This window comes from Alloalcanivorax balearicus MACL04, assembly GCF_025532145.1.
Classification (GTDB): domain Bacteria; phylum Pseudomonadota; class Gammaproteobacteria; order Pseudomonadales; family Alcanivoracaceae; genus Alloalcanivorax; species Alloalcanivorax balearicus.
Map to the genome: position 1 here is coordinate 70,913 of NZ_ARXS01000007.1, position 16,318 is coordinate 87,230.

The 16,318-nt window shown below is 61.3% G+C and carries 14 protein-coding genes; 4 read left to right on the forward strand and 10 right to left on the reverse strand.

Annotated features, from left to right (window positions below; genetic code table 11):
• Positions 1-4: 4 nt before the first annotated feature.
• The 6 genes from MA04_RS08100 to MA04_RS08125 form a co-directional block, all read right to left on the reverse strand.
• Positions 5-1,090 carry a PepSY-associated TM helix domain-containing protein gene (locus MA04_RS08100; protein ID WP_262460056.1) on the reverse strand — a complete coding sequence of 362 codons (1,086 nt, stop codon included), beginning with the start codon at positions 1,088-1,090 and terminating at the stop codon, positions 5-7.
• Positions 1,091-1,105: 15 nt separating this feature from the next.
• The gene (locus MA04_RS08105) at positions 1,106-3,229 is read right to left on the reverse strand and encodes a TonB-dependent receptor (RefSeq protein WP_262460057.1); all 2,124 of its coding nucleotides are present in this window, start codon (positions 3,227-3,229) and stop codon (positions 1,106-1,108) included.
• Between the two features lie 144 nt (positions 3,230-3,373).
• A complete protein-coding gene (locus tag MA04_RS08110) occupies positions 3,374-4,156 on the reverse strand; it encodes a DUF547 domain-containing protein (RefSeq protein WP_262460058.1) in 783 nt (260 codons plus the stop codon).
• A gap of 22 nt (positions 4,157-4,178) precedes the next feature.
• Positions 4,179-6,335 carry an FAD-dependent oxidoreductase gene (locus MA04_RS08115; RefSeq protein ID WP_262460059.1) on the reverse strand — a complete coding sequence of 719 codons (2,157 nt, stop codon included), beginning with the start codon at positions 6,333-6,335 and terminating at the stop codon, positions 4,179-4,181.
• 19 nt (positions 6,336-6,354) lie between these two features.
• Complete coding sequence (locus tag MA04_RS08120; protein ID WP_262460060.1) at positions 6,355-7,398, reverse strand: methyltransferase domain-containing protein; 1,044 nt, start codon at positions 7,396-7,398, stop codon at positions 6,355-6,357.
• Positions 7,399-7,601: 203 nt separating this feature from the next.
• Positions 7,602-8,423 (reverse strand): YiiX/YebB-like N1pC/P60 family cysteine hydrolase, encoded by an 822-nt coding sequence (locus tag MA04_RS08125; RefSeq protein ID WP_262460061.1) that lies wholly within the window; start codon positions 8,421-8,423, stop codon positions 7,602-7,604.
• A 58-nt stretch (positions 8,424-8,481) separates the two neighbouring features.
• On the opposite strand from MA04_RS08125, the gene MA04_RS08130 reads away from it, so the two are divergent.
• Positions 8,482-9,390 (forward strand): helix-turn-helix transcriptional regulator, encoded by a 909-nt coding sequence (locus MA04_RS08130; RefSeq protein WP_262460062.1) that lies wholly within the window; start codon positions 8,482-8,484, stop codon positions 9,388-9,390.
• Here MA04_RS08130 and MA04_RS08135 read toward each other — a convergent pair.
• The 4 genes from MA04_RS08135 to ettA form a co-directional block, all read right to left on the reverse strand.
• Positions 9,358-10,050: an HvfX family Cu-binding RiPP maturation protein gene (locus MA04_RS08135; RefSeq protein ID WP_262460063.1), complete on the reverse strand. Its 693-nt coding sequence runs from the start codon at positions 10,048-10,050 to the stop codon at positions 9,358-9,360. The genes MA04_RS08130 and MA04_RS08135 overlap by 33 nt on opposite strands.
• Before the next feature lie 70 nt (positions 10,051-10,120).
• Positions 10,121-10,357, reverse strand: a complete 237-nt coding sequence (locus tag MA04_RS08140) for an anti-sigma factor family protein (protein WP_262460064.1) — start codon at positions 10,355-10,357, stop codon at positions 10,121-10,123.
• Positions 10,351-10,965, reverse strand: coding sequence for an RNA polymerase sigma factor (locus tag MA04_RS08145; RefSeq protein ID WP_262460065.1), 615 nt, complete (start codon positions 10,963-10,965; stop codon positions 10,351-10,353). Before MA04_RS08145 ends, MA04_RS08140 begins: the two co-directional genes overlap by 7 nt.
• A 54-nt stretch (positions 10,966-11,019) precedes the next feature.
• Positions 11,020-12,687, reverse strand: coding sequence for an energy-dependent translational throttle protein EttA (ettA, locus tag MA04_RS08150; protein WP_163123499.1), 1,668 nt, complete (start codon positions 12,685-12,687; stop codon positions 11,020-11,022).
• Between the two features lie 203 nt (positions 12,688-12,890).
• Here ettA and MA04_RS08155 point away from each other — a divergent pair, with 203 nt between their 5' ends.
• The 3 genes from MA04_RS08155 (at position 12,891) to MA04_RS08165 (ending at position 16,283) form a co-directional block, all read left to right on the forward strand.
• Positions 12,891-14,468 carry a methyl-accepting chemotaxis protein gene (locus tag MA04_RS08155; protein WP_262460066.1) on the forward strand — a complete coding sequence of 526 codons (1,578 nt, stop codon included), beginning with the start codon at positions 12,891-12,893 and terminating at the stop codon, positions 14,466-14,468.
• Positions 14,469-14,617: 149 nt separating this feature from the next.
• Positions 14,618-15,874 (forward strand): serine hydroxymethyltransferase, encoded by a 1,257-nt coding sequence (glyA, locus tag MA04_RS08160; protein ID WP_262460067.1) that lies wholly within the window; start codon positions 14,618-14,620, stop codon positions 15,872-15,874.
• Between the two features lie 52 nt (positions 15,875-15,926).
• Positions 15,927-16,283 (forward strand): four helix bundle protein, encoded by a 357-nt coding sequence (locus tag MA04_RS08165; RefSeq protein ID WP_262460068.1) that lies wholly within the window; start codon positions 15,927-15,929, stop codon positions 16,281-16,283.
• Positions 16,284-16,318: the final 35 nt, after the last annotated feature.

The window sequence follows — 16,318 nt, forward strand, 5'->3', positions numbered from 1 at the left end:
ACCTTTACCGCCGTTTCAGCCGCCGTTTACGCCACCATAAATAAACCCCGGTGACGAACAGCAGGGCGGGCAACCAGCCGGACACGAATACCAGCCAGCGTCCGGGCAGTCCCAGGGCCTCGCCATTGTGCAGCGGAAACTGCCAGGCCAGCACGGTATCGGCGGCGCCCAATTGGCGTTCGTCCCATACATCCAGCACTTTGCCGCTGTATTGATCCACCCAGACCGAGCTGGCCGCGTAGCGTTGCCAGTTGGATTCGGGCAGGACATAGGCCAGCCGGTAGCTGTCGCGCTCGGAGCGTGGCAGGTAGACCCGGCTCAACCGGGCTCCGGGGAAGACCGGGGCCGCGGCGGCGACCGCCTGATCCAGATTCACCGGAGCGGAGTCCGATGGCGTCGATTGAGGTTGAGGTGCCGGCGTCACCGTGGCCAGAGCGGCGACGGCGCCGGTGATCGGTGCGCGAAACACCATGAACACCCCGGACAGCGCCACCACTATCAACACCGGAAACAAGTACAAGCCGAGCGCGCCGTGCAGGTCGAAATAGAAACGGAAGCGGCCCTTGCCGCGTTCAATGGCGAGGACACGCCGCCAGCGGCCGCGTTTGGGCCAACGCAGATACACCCCGGTAATCGCGAACAGCGCCAGCAGAATGCCGCATACGCCGACCACGTACTTGCCGGTGGTACCCCCCAGCAGGGTGTAGTGCAGACGGTAGATCCAGGTCATCGGATACGCCCCCCAGGTCCGCACGGCGGCGACCTCGCCGGTGTAGGGATCCACGTTCACCTGCAAGGGGCCCGACGCGTCCGGTGGCGTATCGAAACGGACCAGATGGTAGTCGCCGTTGGTGCCGGGCAGGTAGAGCCGGCGAGGCTCGGCGCCGTCCACGGCATCGCTGGCCCGTGACAGAATTTCCTGTAGCGGCAAAGGGGTGGCGGTGGTGGCCGGCGTTGTCAGCGCCGGCGTCAGCCATTGATCCAGCTGTGGATAAAACACCAACAGGCTGCCGGTGACGCCGATCAGGGCGAGCAACAGGCCCGAGCCCAGACCGGCGTACAGATGCAGGGTAAAGATCAGCCTGCGCATGGGGAATAACGGTCCTTAGAAATCGAGGCTGTAGCCTACCGTAATCACGCGTCCGCGTCCCTTGAAGTACTGATCCTCGCGGTTGGTGGCACTCTGCGAGTAGTAGGTGAAATAGTCTTCGTTGAACAGATTCTCGATGCCGCCGGAGAGTTGGCCCTTGGGCAGTTGATAGACCAGGGAGAGATCCACCAGGTTGTAGCCGTCGAAGTTGGTGTTGTCGTCATCGAAATGACGGCTGAAATAATGGGAGCCCTGGACTTGGGAGCGCAGACGGCTGGTCCAGCGGGCCTGCCAACGCAGGGTCAGACGGTCCGGGGCGATATTGCGGGCATCCAGGCGGCTTTCCAAATGGCCATCGTCGTCGCCATCGTATTTGCCACTGGTGTGAGCGTAGCTGGCGCTGAGATGATGGTTTTCTTCCACCTGCCAGCCAACCTGGGCTTCCACGCCGTTGATCTCGGTTTTTTCCCGTTTGACCTCGAAAAAGCCACTGCCATTGTCGGCCAGCCGGGCGCCCAGGTCCGAGTCGGATTCAAAGTAGCTGGCTTCGAAGGTCACCGGGTGCTGATTGATGCGAATCCCCACTTCGCGATTGTCGGTGACGATGGGGCGCAGATCCAGAAAGTCATCCACTCGCGCGCCATCGTCGCCAATGGCACGCAGCACACGGCCGACGTCCGGCATGCCGAACCCTTCCGAGTAGTTGGCGAACAATTGCAAGCCCTCCGTGATCTGGTAGGTCAGACCGCCGTTGAGCAAGGTCTCGTCGAAGCTGGGGTCGCCACCAACGACGCGATTGCCCTGTTTGTGGTCATCACCGTAGTAGGCCAGGGTGGTGAAGTCATCCACATCCAGTTTGGCGTACTCATAGCGGACCCCGGCCTGGGCGGTAAGGCGGTCGGTAACGCGCCATTCCCCTTGCAAGAAAGGAGCGATGTTCTGGAACCGGGTCTCTGGTACCCATTCGCGATCGGTGTGGACCAGTACCTGACTGGTCTCGTCCTGCAGAACGTCCAGGCCGGTGGTGAGTTTGACCCGTCCGTTGAAGAGGCCGTCCCGGTTCAGGGTGATTTTGCCACCGACCTTGTCGGACTCGTTCTGGGATTGATCGTAGATCCTGTCTTCACCGAGGGCCTCCGGGTCGACCTGAAAAGTATCGAACGTGCCACCACCGTAGCGGGCGCGGAATCGCTGGGTGTAAAGCTGAACCTGGAGGTCGTTCCCGGCCAGATCCAGATTGTGATAGTTGAGGCTGGTGGTGAGCACCTCGTTACGGGTGGGTTTACCCTCCGGGTCGCCTTTCTCGGAGGTGGTGGGCGTCCGGTTTCTTCGAACGCCATTGACGGCGAGATAATCGTGATTCCCTTCCAGGAAGAAGCGGTTCACGGTCAATTGCAGGTTCTGGTTGTCGTCGAACCAGTAGCCCACTTTCACCATCACGTCATGGCTTTCGGAGTCCATGATATCGCCCTGGGTGTTGTCCACGCCGATGGCATCGCCGTTGGCGTCATAGAACAGCCCGCGGGACTGGTAGGTGACGCCGGCCAGGTAGTCCCATTTGCCATGCAGCCCCTCCACCCGATAGTCCGCTTTGTAGCCGAGGCCGTCGGACTCATAGTCGGTGGGCGCGCTGACGCTGACGCCGGCGTGCTGGCGCACACGGTCGCCTTCCGGGCGGCGGGTGACGAAGTTGATGATGCCGCCGGTGGCCCCCAGGCCGTGCTCGGCGCTGGCGCCGTGAATCACCTCGATGCGCTCCACCATGGACAGATCAATGGTGTAGCCGTCACGGCTGCCGTCACGCAATGGATTGGACTGGGGCACGCCGTCCACCAGAAACAATGGATTGCGGCCCCGGAAGCTCTCGCCGGCATTGCTCAGTTTCTGGCGGCTCGGCGCATAGCCGGGAATCAGGTTGCTGAGCACCTGAGCCTGGTCGCCGGTAATGGCCAGTTGGTCTTCCAGTTCCTGGCGGGTGATCACGGTGACTTTCTGTGGTGTTTTACCCACTTGCCCCTGGGAGCGGCTGGCGGTGACCGTGACGGCATCCAGTTTGTGAGGATCGTTTTCGGCCATGGCCAGGGGGGCCAGGATCAGTGACAGCAGAAAAACAGGCACGCCGAAGCGGAGAGGGCGCATGGGCGTTCTCCTTTTTTGTTGGTGAGAGTTATGTATCGTTTGTAAGGACGGGCGCTGACACTAAGGGAAATGAGAATCGTTGTCTATTGCGGAATAGTTAAAACAGCGGTACTAAAGTACTAGGAAAATGCATTCCCGGCGGCGTCACGGGGCGCTGTTCAGGGACCAGTCGTAGGACATGAAGCTCAGGTCCAGGGTGCCCTTCCGCAGCGCTTCGGCGGCGTCCCCGGGCAATACCAGGGCGGCATGGTATCGGGCCAGCCAGTTGCGGAGCGTGCCGGCCGCGTCGGCGAAATCGTCCCGGTACCATTTGAAAATGGAAGAGACCGCCAGGCGGTTTCGATCGGCGTCATAGCGGTTGCGTTGCCGGTCGGACAGGAAGCGGCGGGTGCTGTCCTCCAACTGCCGGTCCAGTCGCTCGGCGGTGTAGGCTTCCGGGCGCAGCGCCGGGCAGCCCACCGAAGCGCAGTTCACGGCAAAATGAATGCGCGGATCCATGAGCTCCGGATTGCCGCGAATCAGGTCATGCTCCACTTCATCCAGGGTGCGTGGAGCACCCAGTAGCTCGAAAAAGCGCTGATCCCAGGGCCCGGAGAACAGAGAGCCTATATCGCGGATGGAATCCGGGCGCGGCTTCTGATCGAGGATCAGCTTTACCGTGAAGGCATTGTAGGCGTTGATCAGGAAAGCCAGTTGTTGATCCCGGTCGAAGCGCCTGAACTGCTGTTCGGATACGGCGCTCAGGCTGTCCAGGTAGTGCTCCAGACGTTTTTTGTCGGTGGCGAGACCGTCGTAATCCACCTGTGAAGTGACGCCACCTCGCACCCATTGCACATGGGCATTGAGCAGGGCGTCCCAGGTGGCGTGTTCGAAGGCCTGGGCGATGCCGGTGAATAGCAGCAGCAGAGTGACGATCACGGGGCGCATGGGGAAATCTCCGTTGCGGCGGTCAGCGTTGCCAGGCGTGGAAACGTTCCACCCAGCGCAGCAGACGCTCCGGTTTGTGGTTCTTTTTCCATTCCCCCGCAGCGTATTTATTGGCCTCCGACAGGGTCGGGTAGATGTGAATGGTGCCGAGAATCTTGTTCAGCCCAAGGCCGTGCTTCATCGCCAGTACATATTCGCTGATCAGATCGGCAGCAGACTCGCCAACAATGGTCACGCCAAGAATACGATCCTTGCCAGGCTCGGTGAGCACCTTGACGAAGCCCTGATCCACGCCATCGGCGATGGCCCGGTCCAGATCATCAATACCGTACTTGGTCACCTCGTAGGCAATACCCTGTTGCCGGGCATCGTCCTCGTTCAGGCCGACGCGGGCCACTTCCGGGCTGGTGAAGGTGGCCCAGGGAATCACCCGATAATCCACGTTAAAGGACTTCAGCCGCCCGAACAGGGCATTCACCGCCGCATACCAGGCCTGATGAGCGGCGGTGTGGGTGAACTGATAAGGGCCGGCCACATCACCGCAGGCATAGATATTGGGGAAGCGGGTCTGCAGGCGTTCATTCACCTCTATGGTGCCGTTGGCCCGGGTGGTGATGCCCAGGGCCGACAAGCCCAGCCCCTCGGTATGGGCGCGCCGGCCCACCGCCACCAGCACCGCGTCGAAGGGCAGCACGGACTCCTGGTCCCGGTGTTCCACATGCAACTGGCTGGTGCCGTTCTCCACACTGAAACGCAGGGCCTTATGCTCCGTGAGTACGCGCACACCGCTGTCTTCCAGCGCCGCGGTGACGAACGCGGCGGCGTCTTCGTCCTCCCGGGGCATCAGGCGTGATTGCATTTCCACCTGGGTGACCTGGCTGCCGAGGCGTGAAAAAGCCTGTGCCAGTTCGCAGCCGATGGGGCCGCCGCCGAGCACCAGAAGACGCTCAGGCAAAGCTTTCAATTGCCACAGGGTGTCGGAGGTCAGCGCCTGCACCTGGTCGATGCCGGGGATCGGTGGCACCAAGGGGGCAGCGCCGGTGGCCAGGATCACCGATCGAGTGGTGAGCCGGGTGGTGCCTTCGTTACCCTCGGTCGAATTATCCACTTCCACTTCCCAGGGGGAGATCAGGCGGGCGTGGCCGTGCAGGCACTCCACTCCCAGCTCGGTGTAGCGCTCCACGGAATCGTGGGGCTCGACTTTGCTGATCACCCGCTGTACCCGGGCCATGATATCGCTGAAGTCGAATTCGTTATCAATGGAACGGAAACCGTAGTGGTGTGCCTGCTTTTCCAGATGGGCGATACGGGCACTCTTGAGCAAGGCCTTGGAGGGAACACAACCGGTGTTGAGGCAGTCGCCCCCCATGCGCTGTTGTTCCACCAGGGTGACCTTGGCCTTCACCGTGGCGCCAATGTAGGCGCTGACCAAGCCGGCGGAGCCTCCGCCGATCACCACCAGGTTACGGTCGAAATGGCGGGGCTTTTGATATCCGCGATAAATCCGCCGTGTCTGCCAAAGGCGGACAGGCAGCCGCGCCAGCCAGGGAAACAGGCCCAGCAATACAAAAGCGCCAATCAATCCCGGTGAGAGTATCCCGGAAAGGCTCTGCAACTGCCCGAGTTGGGTACCGGCGTTCACGTATACCGCCGTGCCGGCCAGCATGCCCACCTGGCTGACCCAGTAGAAGGTGCCGGTGCGAATCGGCGTGAGTCCCATTAACAGGTTGATGACGAAGAACGGAAAGACCGGGATCAGGCGCAACGTGAACAAATAGAAGGCACCGTCTTTTTCCATGCCGGCATTGACCTTTTTCAACCGATCCCCGAAGCGCTGTTGTACCGCATCCTGGAACAGGAAACGGGAAGCCAGAAACGCCAGGGTGGCGCCCAGACTGGAGGCGAACGACACCAGCAGCAACGCCCACCAGAATCCAAACAAGGCGCCGGCCGCCAGGGTCAGGATGGCGGCGCCAGGCAGGCTGAGGGCGGTGACCAGCACATACAGCACAAAAAAGCCGCCGAGTACCCGCAATGGGTGCTCTCCGGCCAGCTCCTGAAAGGCCGCCTGTTGGGACTTCAGGTAGTCCAGACTCAGATACTGGCCGAGATCGAACAGGAAAAAAGCCGCCACCAGCGCAGCAATCAGGAGCAGGAGAAAACCTTTCTTCGCTGTCATCGTCACCTCGTCGATGTCCTCAACAGCAGCTACCGCCGCTGGAGGAACTCTGCGTGTCTTCGAACGGCAGGCTCACGCCGCAGTCCTGAAAAATGCCGTAGTGGGTACTGAAATCGCCGATGTAGTCGAAGTGGGAATGGAATCGGCTTTCCGCCAGCATACGCCAGGTGTTGCCGCATACTGGAAAGACCTTGCCGGTGGGCAGGTAATGGTGCCCGTCCAGCATGAAGCCGTGCGGTTGCTCCTCCACCGTGCCCTTGTAGATCACCGCCTGGCCATAGTCCTCACAGGCGGGTTCCAGACCGTCGAGATTGAACAGACGGTAGGTGGCGGAGTAAAAACGGATATCGCCGAGCCTGGCTTCGATGGCCGGGTTGTCGATGGTCAGACGGCGTGATTCCACCAACCTGGGATCGGCAAAACCACAGTGTTTGCTCAGAGTGAGAAAATCATTCCAGTAGAGGGCACCCGACAGGCATTCACCATAGAGCATCGGGTCCCGGGTGAGCGACTCCGGCACTCGACGATCCGCGTACACGTCCGAGAAATAAAACTCGCCGCCGGGTTTCAGCAAACGTTTGACGTCGGAGATCACCTTGGCCTTGTCGGTGCTGAGGTTGATCACGCAGTTGGAGACCACCACGTCGAAACTGCCCGGCTGCAGATCCAGTTGATCCAGTTCCTCGATGTAGCCCTCAAAAAAGGCAACGTTACTATGGCTGTGGCCAAACTGATCGCGGTGAAAATCCTGATGGCGGCGGGCGACCTCCAACTGTTCCCCGGTCATATCCACGCCCACCACCGAGCCCTGCTCGCCCACCAGGGCGGAGAGCAGATAGACATCACGGCCGGAACCGCAGCCCAGATCCAGGATCCGGGCGCCGCTCAAAGCCGCCGGTGCGACCAGGCCGCAGCCGTAGTAACGACTGATCACTTCGTCGTGGAGGCGCGCCAGCAGCGGCTTGAGGTAGTCCGGAGGCGTCTGGTCGCAGCACGCATTGGTTTGCAGGTCGCCACTGCCGGAAAGGCGCTTGCCGTAATAGTCCTGAACGTCGTCTCTCATCGCTGTCTTCCTTCTTTGGTTCCGTGAATTGGATGCCCGGCGGCGGTTGTTGTTACGGACCGTCGGGCAATTTTAGTCTGTCGGATGAAGACGACCGTTACGGTTTCGTCCGGGCGAGGATGTTGCGCACCTGGGCAGGGGGGCGGCGAAGCCCTGTAAAGAAGGCTTAACCCGTTGTTTCCCCGTCTGCGGTATACAGAAAATCACAGTGGAGCGGATCGACCAAGCCTTTCATGCCGGTAAAGTCCACCGGTGGCCCCCTGACTGATGCCGGACATCGCCGCGTTTTCCGGTGACCAGTTGACCCGATAGGGATCGAACCCCCGCAGGGACGGCTTGATCACCTGAAAATAGGGTGAAATATCGAAGTCTCTTGGCGCGAACAGACTGTAGTGTCGAATATGCAGGATTTCCCGGCAGTAGCCCCGTTGGGCCGGATCGCACTGATTTACCCATTCGATCTCGGGCAGGATCGGATAGCGGACCGATTGAAAAGCCTGGGCGATCAGCGTGGAGCAGATGGCACGGGTGGGATCGCCACTGCCCAGCGCCAGCATGCGGCGGCGCCAGCGGCTGGGGGCGGGCGGTGTCTGGATCAGGTAGCGGGCCAGATCGATGATATTGCGCAGATCATAGCGGTATCCCACCCGCTCACGGGCGTAGCTCACCGCCCGCGCCAGATCCCCGGCGGTCAGCCCCACGCTGCGACAGATGCGGGTGTGAAAGCCACGGTAGTGCTCCAGCGGGACCTCGCGCACCCCCTGTTCCAGATCCGCCTCGATCAGGCGGCAGTGTTGCGGGGACGGGCCGGTGGCGACCACCAGAGCGGCGTGGGACCAGGTGGACTGGGTCAGATACTTTACCGCCGAGCTGAAACGGCTGGTGCCTTCCACCAACAGGACGTCACCCACTTGCACCGTGTCCGCCAGCCGCTGGAGCCCGGTGGCAGGCGCCAGCGACAGATGCGGCCGGGCGCGAGCCAGATAACGCACCAGACAGCGGCCTAACCACCAGCGAACACCCATGATTCACCTCTTATTCGCGTTTATTGAAACCATAACGTAATCGAACGCGGAACAGGAGATGAGCCGTGAAGAGGAGCCTGTTCTCCGGCGGTGCTGGCAGGATTTGCTGTATCGTGGCTGGAAATGGGTAGAATGGGGAGGAAGCCAACTCTGGGGATCAACAACAATTCGCTTCATGTCCAATACCGTTCGCGAGCACATTCATCGTATTTGGGATCGACTGGCCGATTTTCCCGAGCCACTGCTGGGAACGGATGGGCTGCGTTACCTGCTGGAATCCATCAGCGAGCTGATCGATGCCGATCACGGCTATTGGCTCAGTTGTTTCCTGCTTGGTCATTTGGACGCAGACAGGGATCCCATGCTGGGCTGGCGGCCTGGCCCCATGTTTTTCTACAAGGAAATGCCCGACGACAAGTCGGTGGTGAAGAACAACATGGATAAGCTCGAGGCGGGAGAATACCCGGTGGATGAAAGTACGCGTAATCATGTGCGCCAGGCAGGGCGTTTTCGCGCCACGCTGATGCGGGATCACGTCTCGGCGGATTTCTTCAGCGGGCCGCACTACCGGCATTATTATCAACGTCGCAACATCACCGACACTCTCTTCGTGGCGGCGCCGGTCAATGCCGATACCGAAGTCTATTTTTGCTTCAACCGGGTCGGCAGTGAGCAACCATTTAGCAAAGCCGAGCTGGATGTGGCCGCGGAGACGTTGCGCAGCCTGGGCTGGTTTCACAAAAAAGTGCTGCTCGGCCATGGCCTGCTGATTGCCCGCCAGCCACTCACGCCGACTGAAAAGAAGGTGATGCATCATCTGTTGACCGGTCTGGCGGAAAAGCAGATCGCGGAAAAACTGGACCAGAAAACGGACACCACCCATAAGCATGTCGGCAGTATCTACCGTAAATTCAATGTCAGGAGCCGTGCCGCTCTAACAGCTCTCTGGCTGGGGCAACGAAACTGACTCTCTGTCCGATGCCGTCAGAAAGCGGGATACCCAGTAATCCAGGCTCAGGAAGCGGCCCGCGCCATGAAAGAACAAGACCATCAGCATGAGCAGGTAAGTGGCGGCGAACTCGATGCCGTTATTGAGCACTACGAAGGTACCCTTCTCCGTTAGCCAGTCGTAGTGTCCATGTTCTTGCAACAGACCGCGGGCTTGCGCCAACCGCTCGTTGACGCCAGAGCTGTTCTCAAGGCTCGCTTTGGCGGCGGGGATGCCCAGCGCCGCCAGCGGCCGCGCCATGCTGGTTTCCGCATTGGAAGGGGCGATGGCGAACCAGCCATTGGGCCAATGCACGGCGAAGATGGCGACCAGCATGGTGGCCATCAAGGGCACGCTGATCAGGCGGGTGGCAAGGCCGAGAAGCAGCAGAACGCCGCCGATCAATTCGGTGGCGGTGGCCATGAATGCCATCAGCCAGGGAAAGGGAAGGCCCAGGCCCCAATCCGGGTTACCGAACCAGGCGACGGTGGCGTCGAAGGCGGTCAGCTTGTTGAGACCGGCACTGAAAAACACCGGCGCCAGATACAGCCGCAGTGCCAGTGGCGTCAGAAAGTCCAGGGAACGGGCGCGATCGAGCAGCGCCTGAACGCGAGAGCCTGCGAGAGCGGGGAGAGACATGCCGGCATCCTGTTTTATGGAAGGTGGAATATGGATGCGGTGGCGATGCGAATGTTACAGGTGGCGCCGGTCAGGAAGGCGGGGGTGGCAACCGGGCCAGGATGGCGTCCACCTCGCCATCGTCCAACGGCGCCACCGAAGCCTGTTGACGCAGATGTTCGGTGAGCGCGTCCAGTTGCCGTACATAGCGGCGGCAATGGCGGCAGATCATAAGATGGGTGTGCAGGGCCAGGCGTTCGCCAAAGCTCAACGGAGTGCCATCAATCAGAGCGTCGGCGCGTTGTACCACCTCTTTGCATTTCAGCATTCGCCGGTCTCCTGAAAATGATCCACCAGTTGAAACAGCCGCGCGCGGGCGCGATGCAGCAGTACCCTGACATTGGATGGGCTGATATCGAGAATGTTACAGATGACGTCGAAATCCAGGCCCTGGATATCGCGCAGCTCCAATACCAGCCGCTGATTGTCCGGCATGGCGCCTATATGCTTTTCCATGCAGTGCTTCAATTCGTCCCGGGTCAGTAACGCGTCCGGGCCGTGCAATGTCCAGGTGAGCGGCGGCGTTTGCCAGTGACCGTCGCCGCGAAAGCGGTGGGCCAGGGCGTCGCCGGCATCCTCGGTGGGATCAAACTGGATCTCGCGGCCCTGACGGCGCAGTTGCATGCGCGCCTGATTAATGACGATGCGGTTGAGCCAGGTGAGCACGGTACTGCGGCCTTCGAAGCGGGCAAGGGCGCCATGGGCGGCGATCCAGCTCTCCTGTACCGCTTCCTCGGCGTCCGCCGGCTGCAGCAGGCTGCGGGCGGTACTGAGAAGCCGGGAATGGTAGTGCTTTACCAGCAAGGCGAAGGCCGCGCGGTCGCCACCACGCAGGCGCTCGACGAAGTCGGGGGTTTCCAGTTGCGATTCGCTCATTGGCCGCGGTTTCCGCTTGAACAGGGCGCCCGGCAAAGCGGGCGCCCTTATGGGTCACACCTCGATACGTTTGTATTTCATGCGCTTGGGTTGCAGGGCGTCGTCGCCCAGCTGCTTGCGCTTGAACTCTTCGTATTCGGTGTACGAGCCCTCGAACCACTCCACCTGGGCATCGCCTTCGAAGGAGAGGATATGGGTGGCCACCCGGTCCAGGAACCAGCGGTCGTGGGAGATCACGATGGCGCAGCCGGGGAACGCCAGTAGCGCTTCCTCAAGGGCCCGCAGGGTTTCCACGTCCAGGTCGTTGGTCGGTTCGTCCAACAGCAGCACGTTGGCGCCCTGTTTGAGCAGCTTGGCCAGGTGCAGACGGTTGCGCTCGCCGCCGGACAGGTCCTTCACCCGTTTCTGCTGATCGGCGCCCTTGAAGTTGAAGCGGCCCAGGTAGGCGCGGCTGGGCACTTCGTAGTTGCCAATCCTGAGAATGTCCAGACTGTCGGAAACTTCTTCCCACACGGTCTTGTTGCCGTCCAGGTCCTCGCGGCTCTGATCCACGTAGGCCAGATCGACGGTGTCGCCGATCTCGATCTCGCCTTTGTCCGGTGTCTCCTGACCGGCGAACATGCGGAACAGCGTGGTTTTACCGGCGCCGTTAGGGCCGATGATGCCGACGATGGCGCCGCGTGGCACCGAGAAGTTCAGGTTCTCGTAGAGCATCTTGTCATCGAAATGCTTGCTGACGTCCTTCACTTCGAACACCTTTTCGCCGAGACGCTCGCCCGGCGGGATGTACAGCTCCTGGGTTTCGTTGCGCTTCTGGAATTCCTGGCTGGCCAGTTCCTCGAAAGCGGACACCCGGGCCTTGTTCTTGGCGCGGCGGCCTTTTGGATTCTGCCGTACCCATTCCAGTTCTTTTTCCACCGTCTTGCGGTGTGCGGATTCGCTCTTGGCTTCCTGCTCCAGGCGCTGTTCCTTCTGCTCCAGCCAGGAGGAATAGTTGCCTTTCCAGGGGATGCCTTCGCCACGGTCCAGTTCCAGGATCCATTCGCAGGAGTTGTCCAGGAAGTAGCGATCGTGGGTCACCGCCACCACGGTGCCGGGGAATTCGTGCAGGAAGCGCTCCAGCCAGGCCACCGATTCGGCGTCCAGGTGGTTGGTGGGCTCGTCCAGCAACAGCATGTCCGGGGCGCTCATCAGCAGCCGGCACAGTGCCACCCGGCGCTTCTCGCCCCCGGACAGGTTTTTCACCGAGGCCTCCCAGGGAGGCAAGCGCAAGGCGTCGGCGGCGATGTCCAGTTTGCGCTCCAGATTGTGGGCGTCGGCGGTTTCGATGATCGCTTCCAGCCGCGCCTGTTCCTCGGCCAGCTTGTCGAAGTCGGCATTTTCTTCCGCGTAGGCGGCATACACCTCTTCCAGCCGGGTCTGGGCGTTGCGGATCTCGGACAGCGACTCCTCAACGATCTCGCGCACGTTCTTTTCCGGATCCAGCTCCGGCTCCTGGGGAAGATAGCCGATATTAATGCCGGCCATCGGGCGGGCTTCGCCGATGAAGTCCTTGTCCACCCCGGCCATGATCTTCAGCAGGGTGGATTTCCCCGAGCCGTTGAGACCGAGCACACCGATCTTGGCACCGGGAAAGAATGACAGGGAGATGTCCTTCAGGATCTGCTTCTTCGGGGGGACCACCTTGCCCACCCGGTCCAGGGTGAAGATGTATTGAGACATAGAAAATGGCTTGCCTGACAGTGCGTTAAGGCCCCGCTAGGCGGGGGCCGGGGTGTGGCGCCTAAACTAACCGAAGGCGGGGGAGGATGAAAGCCCGGTGCGTGTCCGGACCCTCAAGAACCGGTGGGCTCCGCCGATAACACGGCCACGAAACCCGATTCCACTTTTCGAAGCGGGTGTGTTGGACCTTTCAGGAGCAGGCCGTGCTGGCAAAACTCAACCGGATCAATGTGAAGTATGGGGTCGCCTTTATCGGGGTGGCATTGGCGTTGTGGATCGTGGTGGGAGTGAACGTGTTGCTAGTGAACTCGGTGAAGCAGCGGATGCTGGAGTTCGGCGACCGGTTCACGCCGGCCATCACCGAGGTGGTCAACGCCGACCGCGACCTGTATCAGGCCCGGCTGGCGGAAATGGCTTTTCTGCGTGGCATTCCCGGTACGCCGGAAGCGCAGGCCAATCAGGCTTTCTATGAGGAGAACGCGGTCCAGGCCCAGGAGCGCATCGCGCGCATGGCGGAGCTGATGGACGGCTACATGGATACCGGCGGCAAGGCCGACGAGTACCGGCAGCTCTATGAAACCTGGCGGCGCGAATCGGCCAAGGTGTTCCAGCTTTATAATGACGAGTTGGTGGGGGAGGCCATGGACCAGTTGGATGGGCCGTCCCAGGCCAGCTTCGACGCCCTGCGCGCCTTCTATGATCAGGCCGGTGACAATGTCGCCGCGCGCATCCGGGTGTTGCAGGAAGAGACCTTGGAGAAGGTGCGTCTCCAGCAGTTGGCGATCAGCGTCTTCGCCGTGATCATCGGCGTGCTGGCGATCGCCATCGCCCTGATCGGCCCGCACCTGATGTCTCGGGCGATCCGCCAGATCACCCGGCGTATCCGTGAGATCAGCGAAGGGGATGGCGATCTGACCGCCCGCATCCACAGCCGCCGCAGCGATGAGATCGGTGAACTGGCGGATCAGTTCAACGCCTTCATCGGGCGTATCGACAGTACCTTGTCGAAAGTCCGCGACAGCGCCTTGAGCGTGAAGACCGCCGCCGAGGAAATCGCCCGAGGCAGTCAGGAACTGTCCGCCCGGACCGAGCAAACGGCGGCCAACCTGCAGGAAACCTCCGCGTCCATGGAGCAGATCACCCACACCGTCCACAACACCTCGGAAGCCACCGGCAAGGCAACGCAACTGGTCGGCGGTACCGTCGAGGTGGCCCGCCGTGGCCAGGAGGCGATGCGTGAAGTCGAGCAGACCATGGCACGCATCAATGATTCCTCCACCCGCATCGCCGATATCGTCACCCTGATCGACGGCATCGCCTTCCAGACCAACATTCTGGCGCTGAACGCCTCGGTGGAAGCGGCCCGCGCCGGTGAGCACGGCAAGGGGTTCGCGGTGGTGGCCCAGGAGGTGCGTACCCTGGCCAGCCGCTCCGGCGAGGCCTCCAAGGAGATTCGCGATCTGATCGGCACCTCGGTGAACTGGACCCGCTCCGGCGCCACCCAGGTGGAGGGAGCGGGCCGCACCATGGAGGAAATCCTTGCCGCCATCGAGAAGGTTAACGGGGTGATCGCCGAGATCAGCACCGGCGCCCAGGAGCAGAGCCTGGGCATCGGCCAGGTCAACACCGCGGTGACCGAACTGGACACCATGACCCAGCACAACGCGTCCATGGTCGAGGAAACCAACGCCGCCGCCGGCGAGATGCGCGGTCAGGCGGAGTCTCTGAGCGCGGTGATCGGTGCTTTCCGGCTCAGTGGGCGGGAGCGGACTGCCTCCTGAGGTCGCTGCTGGCGCGGGATGGCCCCGCGCCAGTGGGATTCGCCCCGGTTCAAGTCGCCATGAGCGCCATTCAAGTGCCAAAGGGCGGGGTTTTGGTTAGAATACGCGCCCCTGAATCCGCAACCAGACCGTACCGTAGAGGGTAGCCCATGTTCCCCAAATCCATGTCCATCGCCGAGTTCGACCCGGAAATCCAGGCCGCCATCGACGCCGAGCGTCTGCGCCAGGAGCAGCACATCGAGTTGATCGCCTCCGAGAACTACGCTTCTCCGCGGGTGATGGAAGCCCAAGGCTCCGTGCTCACCAACAAGTACGCCGAAGGCTACCCGGGCAAGCGCTATTACGGCGGTTGCGAGCACGTGGACGTGGTGGAGCAACTGGCTATTGATCGCGCCTGCCAGCTGTTCGGCGCGGACTGGGCCAACGTGCAGCCGCACTCCGGCTCCCAGGCCAACGCCGCCGTCTACATGGCGGTGCTCAACCCCGGTGACACCGTGCTGGGCATGAGCCTGGACGCCGGCGGTCACCTGACCCACGGTGCCAAGCCGAACTTCTCCGGCAAGATGTACAACGCCATCCAGTACGGTCTGGACAACGACACCGGCCTGATCGACTACGACCAGGTGGAAAAACTGGCCCGCGAGCACAAGCCGAAAATGATCGTCGCCGGCTTCTCCGCTTATTCCCAGGTGGTGGACTGGCAGCGTTTCCGCGCCATCGCCGATGAAGTGGGCGCGGTATTGATGGTGGACATGGCCCACGTGGCCGGTCTGGTCGCCGCCGGCGTCTACCCGAGCCCGGTGGGCATCGCCGACATCACCACCACCACCACCCACAAAACCCTGGGCGGTCCCCGTGGTGGCCTGATCATGGGCAAAGCCAACGAGGATCTGCAGAAGAAGATCAATTCCGCCGTCTTCCCCGGCGGCCAGGGCGGCCCTCTGGAGCACGTGATCGCGGCCAAGGCGATCTGCTTCAAGGAAGCCATGGACGCGTCCTTCAAGAGCTACCAGCAGAACGTTGTCAAGAACGCCCAGGCCATGGCCAAGGTGTTCATCGACCGTGGCTTCGATGTGGTCTCCAATGGCACCGAAAACCACCTGTTCCTGCTCAGCCTGATCAAGCAGGACATCACCGGTAAGGATGCCGACGCCGCCCTCGGCCGCGCCCACATCACCGTCAACAAGAACGCCGTCCCCAACGACCCGCGTTCCCCGTTCGTCACCTCCGGCCTGCGCATCGGCTCCCCCTCCATCACCCGCCGCGGCTTCAGCGAGCAGGACGCCACCGAACTTGCCGGCTGGATCTGCGACATCCTGGAAAACATGGGCAACGAGAGCGTCATCGATGAAGTGCGCGGCAAGGTCGCCGAGATCTGCGCGCGGTTGCCGGTCTATGAGCAGTAACAAAGTGAATAGTTAACAGGGAACAGTTAACAGCGAAAAACGGGGGTCATGGATGACGGACCGGCATGTGGCGCGGGGGAAATCCCGCGCTTTTGCGTTGAGGGTGGTGAAAAGCTGCCAATACCTGAGGACTCGGAAAAGCGAGTACGTACTCAGTAAACAGTTGCTGCGTAGCGGCACGGCCATTGGCGCCCTGGTTCGGGAGGCCGAGTACGCGGAGAGCCGGGCTGACTTCATACACAAGATGCATATGGCTCTGAAAGAGGCCAATGAAACGGACTACTGGATAGATCTGTTGTCGGAAGCAGGCTACTTTGGCCCGGACGCGGGTCTGTCCTTGCGCGCTGACTGTCAGGAACTGTTACGGATCTTGATCGCCATTATCAAAACCGCCAAAAGTCAGCGATAATGCGCTTGTTTCCACTATTCACTTTTAACTATCAG

Bases quoted from the DNA above. Each gene is read 5' to 3' on its own strand.
- MA04_RS08100 (WP_262460056.1), bottom strand. From the start codon at position 1,090: ATGCGCAGGCTGATCTTTACCCTGCATCTGTACGCCGGTCTGGGCTCG.
- MA04_RS08105 (WP_262460057.1), bottom strand. From the start codon at position 3,229: ATGCGCCCTCTCCGCTTCGGCGTGCCTGTTTTTCTGCTGTCACTGATC.
- MA04_RS08110 (WP_262460058.1), bottom strand. From the start codon at position 4,156: ATGCGCCCCGTGATCGTCACTCTGCTGCTGCTATTCACCGGCATCGCC.
- MA04_RS08115 (WP_262460059.1), bottom strand. From the start codon at position 6,335: ATGACAGCGAAGAAAGGTTTTCTCCTGCTCCTGATTGCTGCGCTGGTG.
- MA04_RS08120 (WP_262460060.1), bottom strand. From the start codon at position 7,398: ATGAGAGACGACGTTCAGGACTATTACGGCAAGCGCCTTTCCGGCAGT.
- MA04_RS08125 (WP_262460061.1), bottom strand. From the start codon at position 8,423: ATGGGTGTTCGCTGGTGGTTAGGCCGCTGTCTGGTGCGTTATCTGGCT.
- MA04_RS08130 (WP_262460062.1), top strand. From the start codon at position 8,482: ATGAGCCGTGAAGAGGAGCCTGTTCTCCGGCGGTGCTGGCAGGATTTG.
- MA04_RS08135 (WP_262460063.1), bottom strand. From the start codon at position 10,050: ATGTCTCTCCCCGCTCTCGCAGGCTCTCGCGTTCAGGCGCTGCTCGAT.
- MA04_RS08140 (WP_262460064.1), bottom strand. From the start codon at position 10,357: ATGCTGAAATGCAAAGAGGTGGTACAACGCGCCGACGCTCTGATTGAT.
- MA04_RS08145 (WP_262460065.1), bottom strand. From the start codon at position 10,965: ATGAGCGAATCGCAACTGGAAACCCCCGACTTCGTCGAGCGCCTGCGT.
- ettA (WP_163123499.1), bottom strand. From the start codon at position 12,687: ATGTCTCAATACATCTTCACCCTGGACCGGGTGGGCAAGGTGGTCCCC.
- glyA (WP_262460067.1), top strand. From the start codon at position 14,618: ATGTTCCCCAAATCCATGTCCATCGCCGAGTTCGACCCGGAAATCCAG.
- MA04_RS08165 (WP_262460068.1), top strand. From the start codon at position 15,927: ATGACGGACCGGCATGTGGCGCGGGGGAAATCCCGCGCTTTTGCGTTG.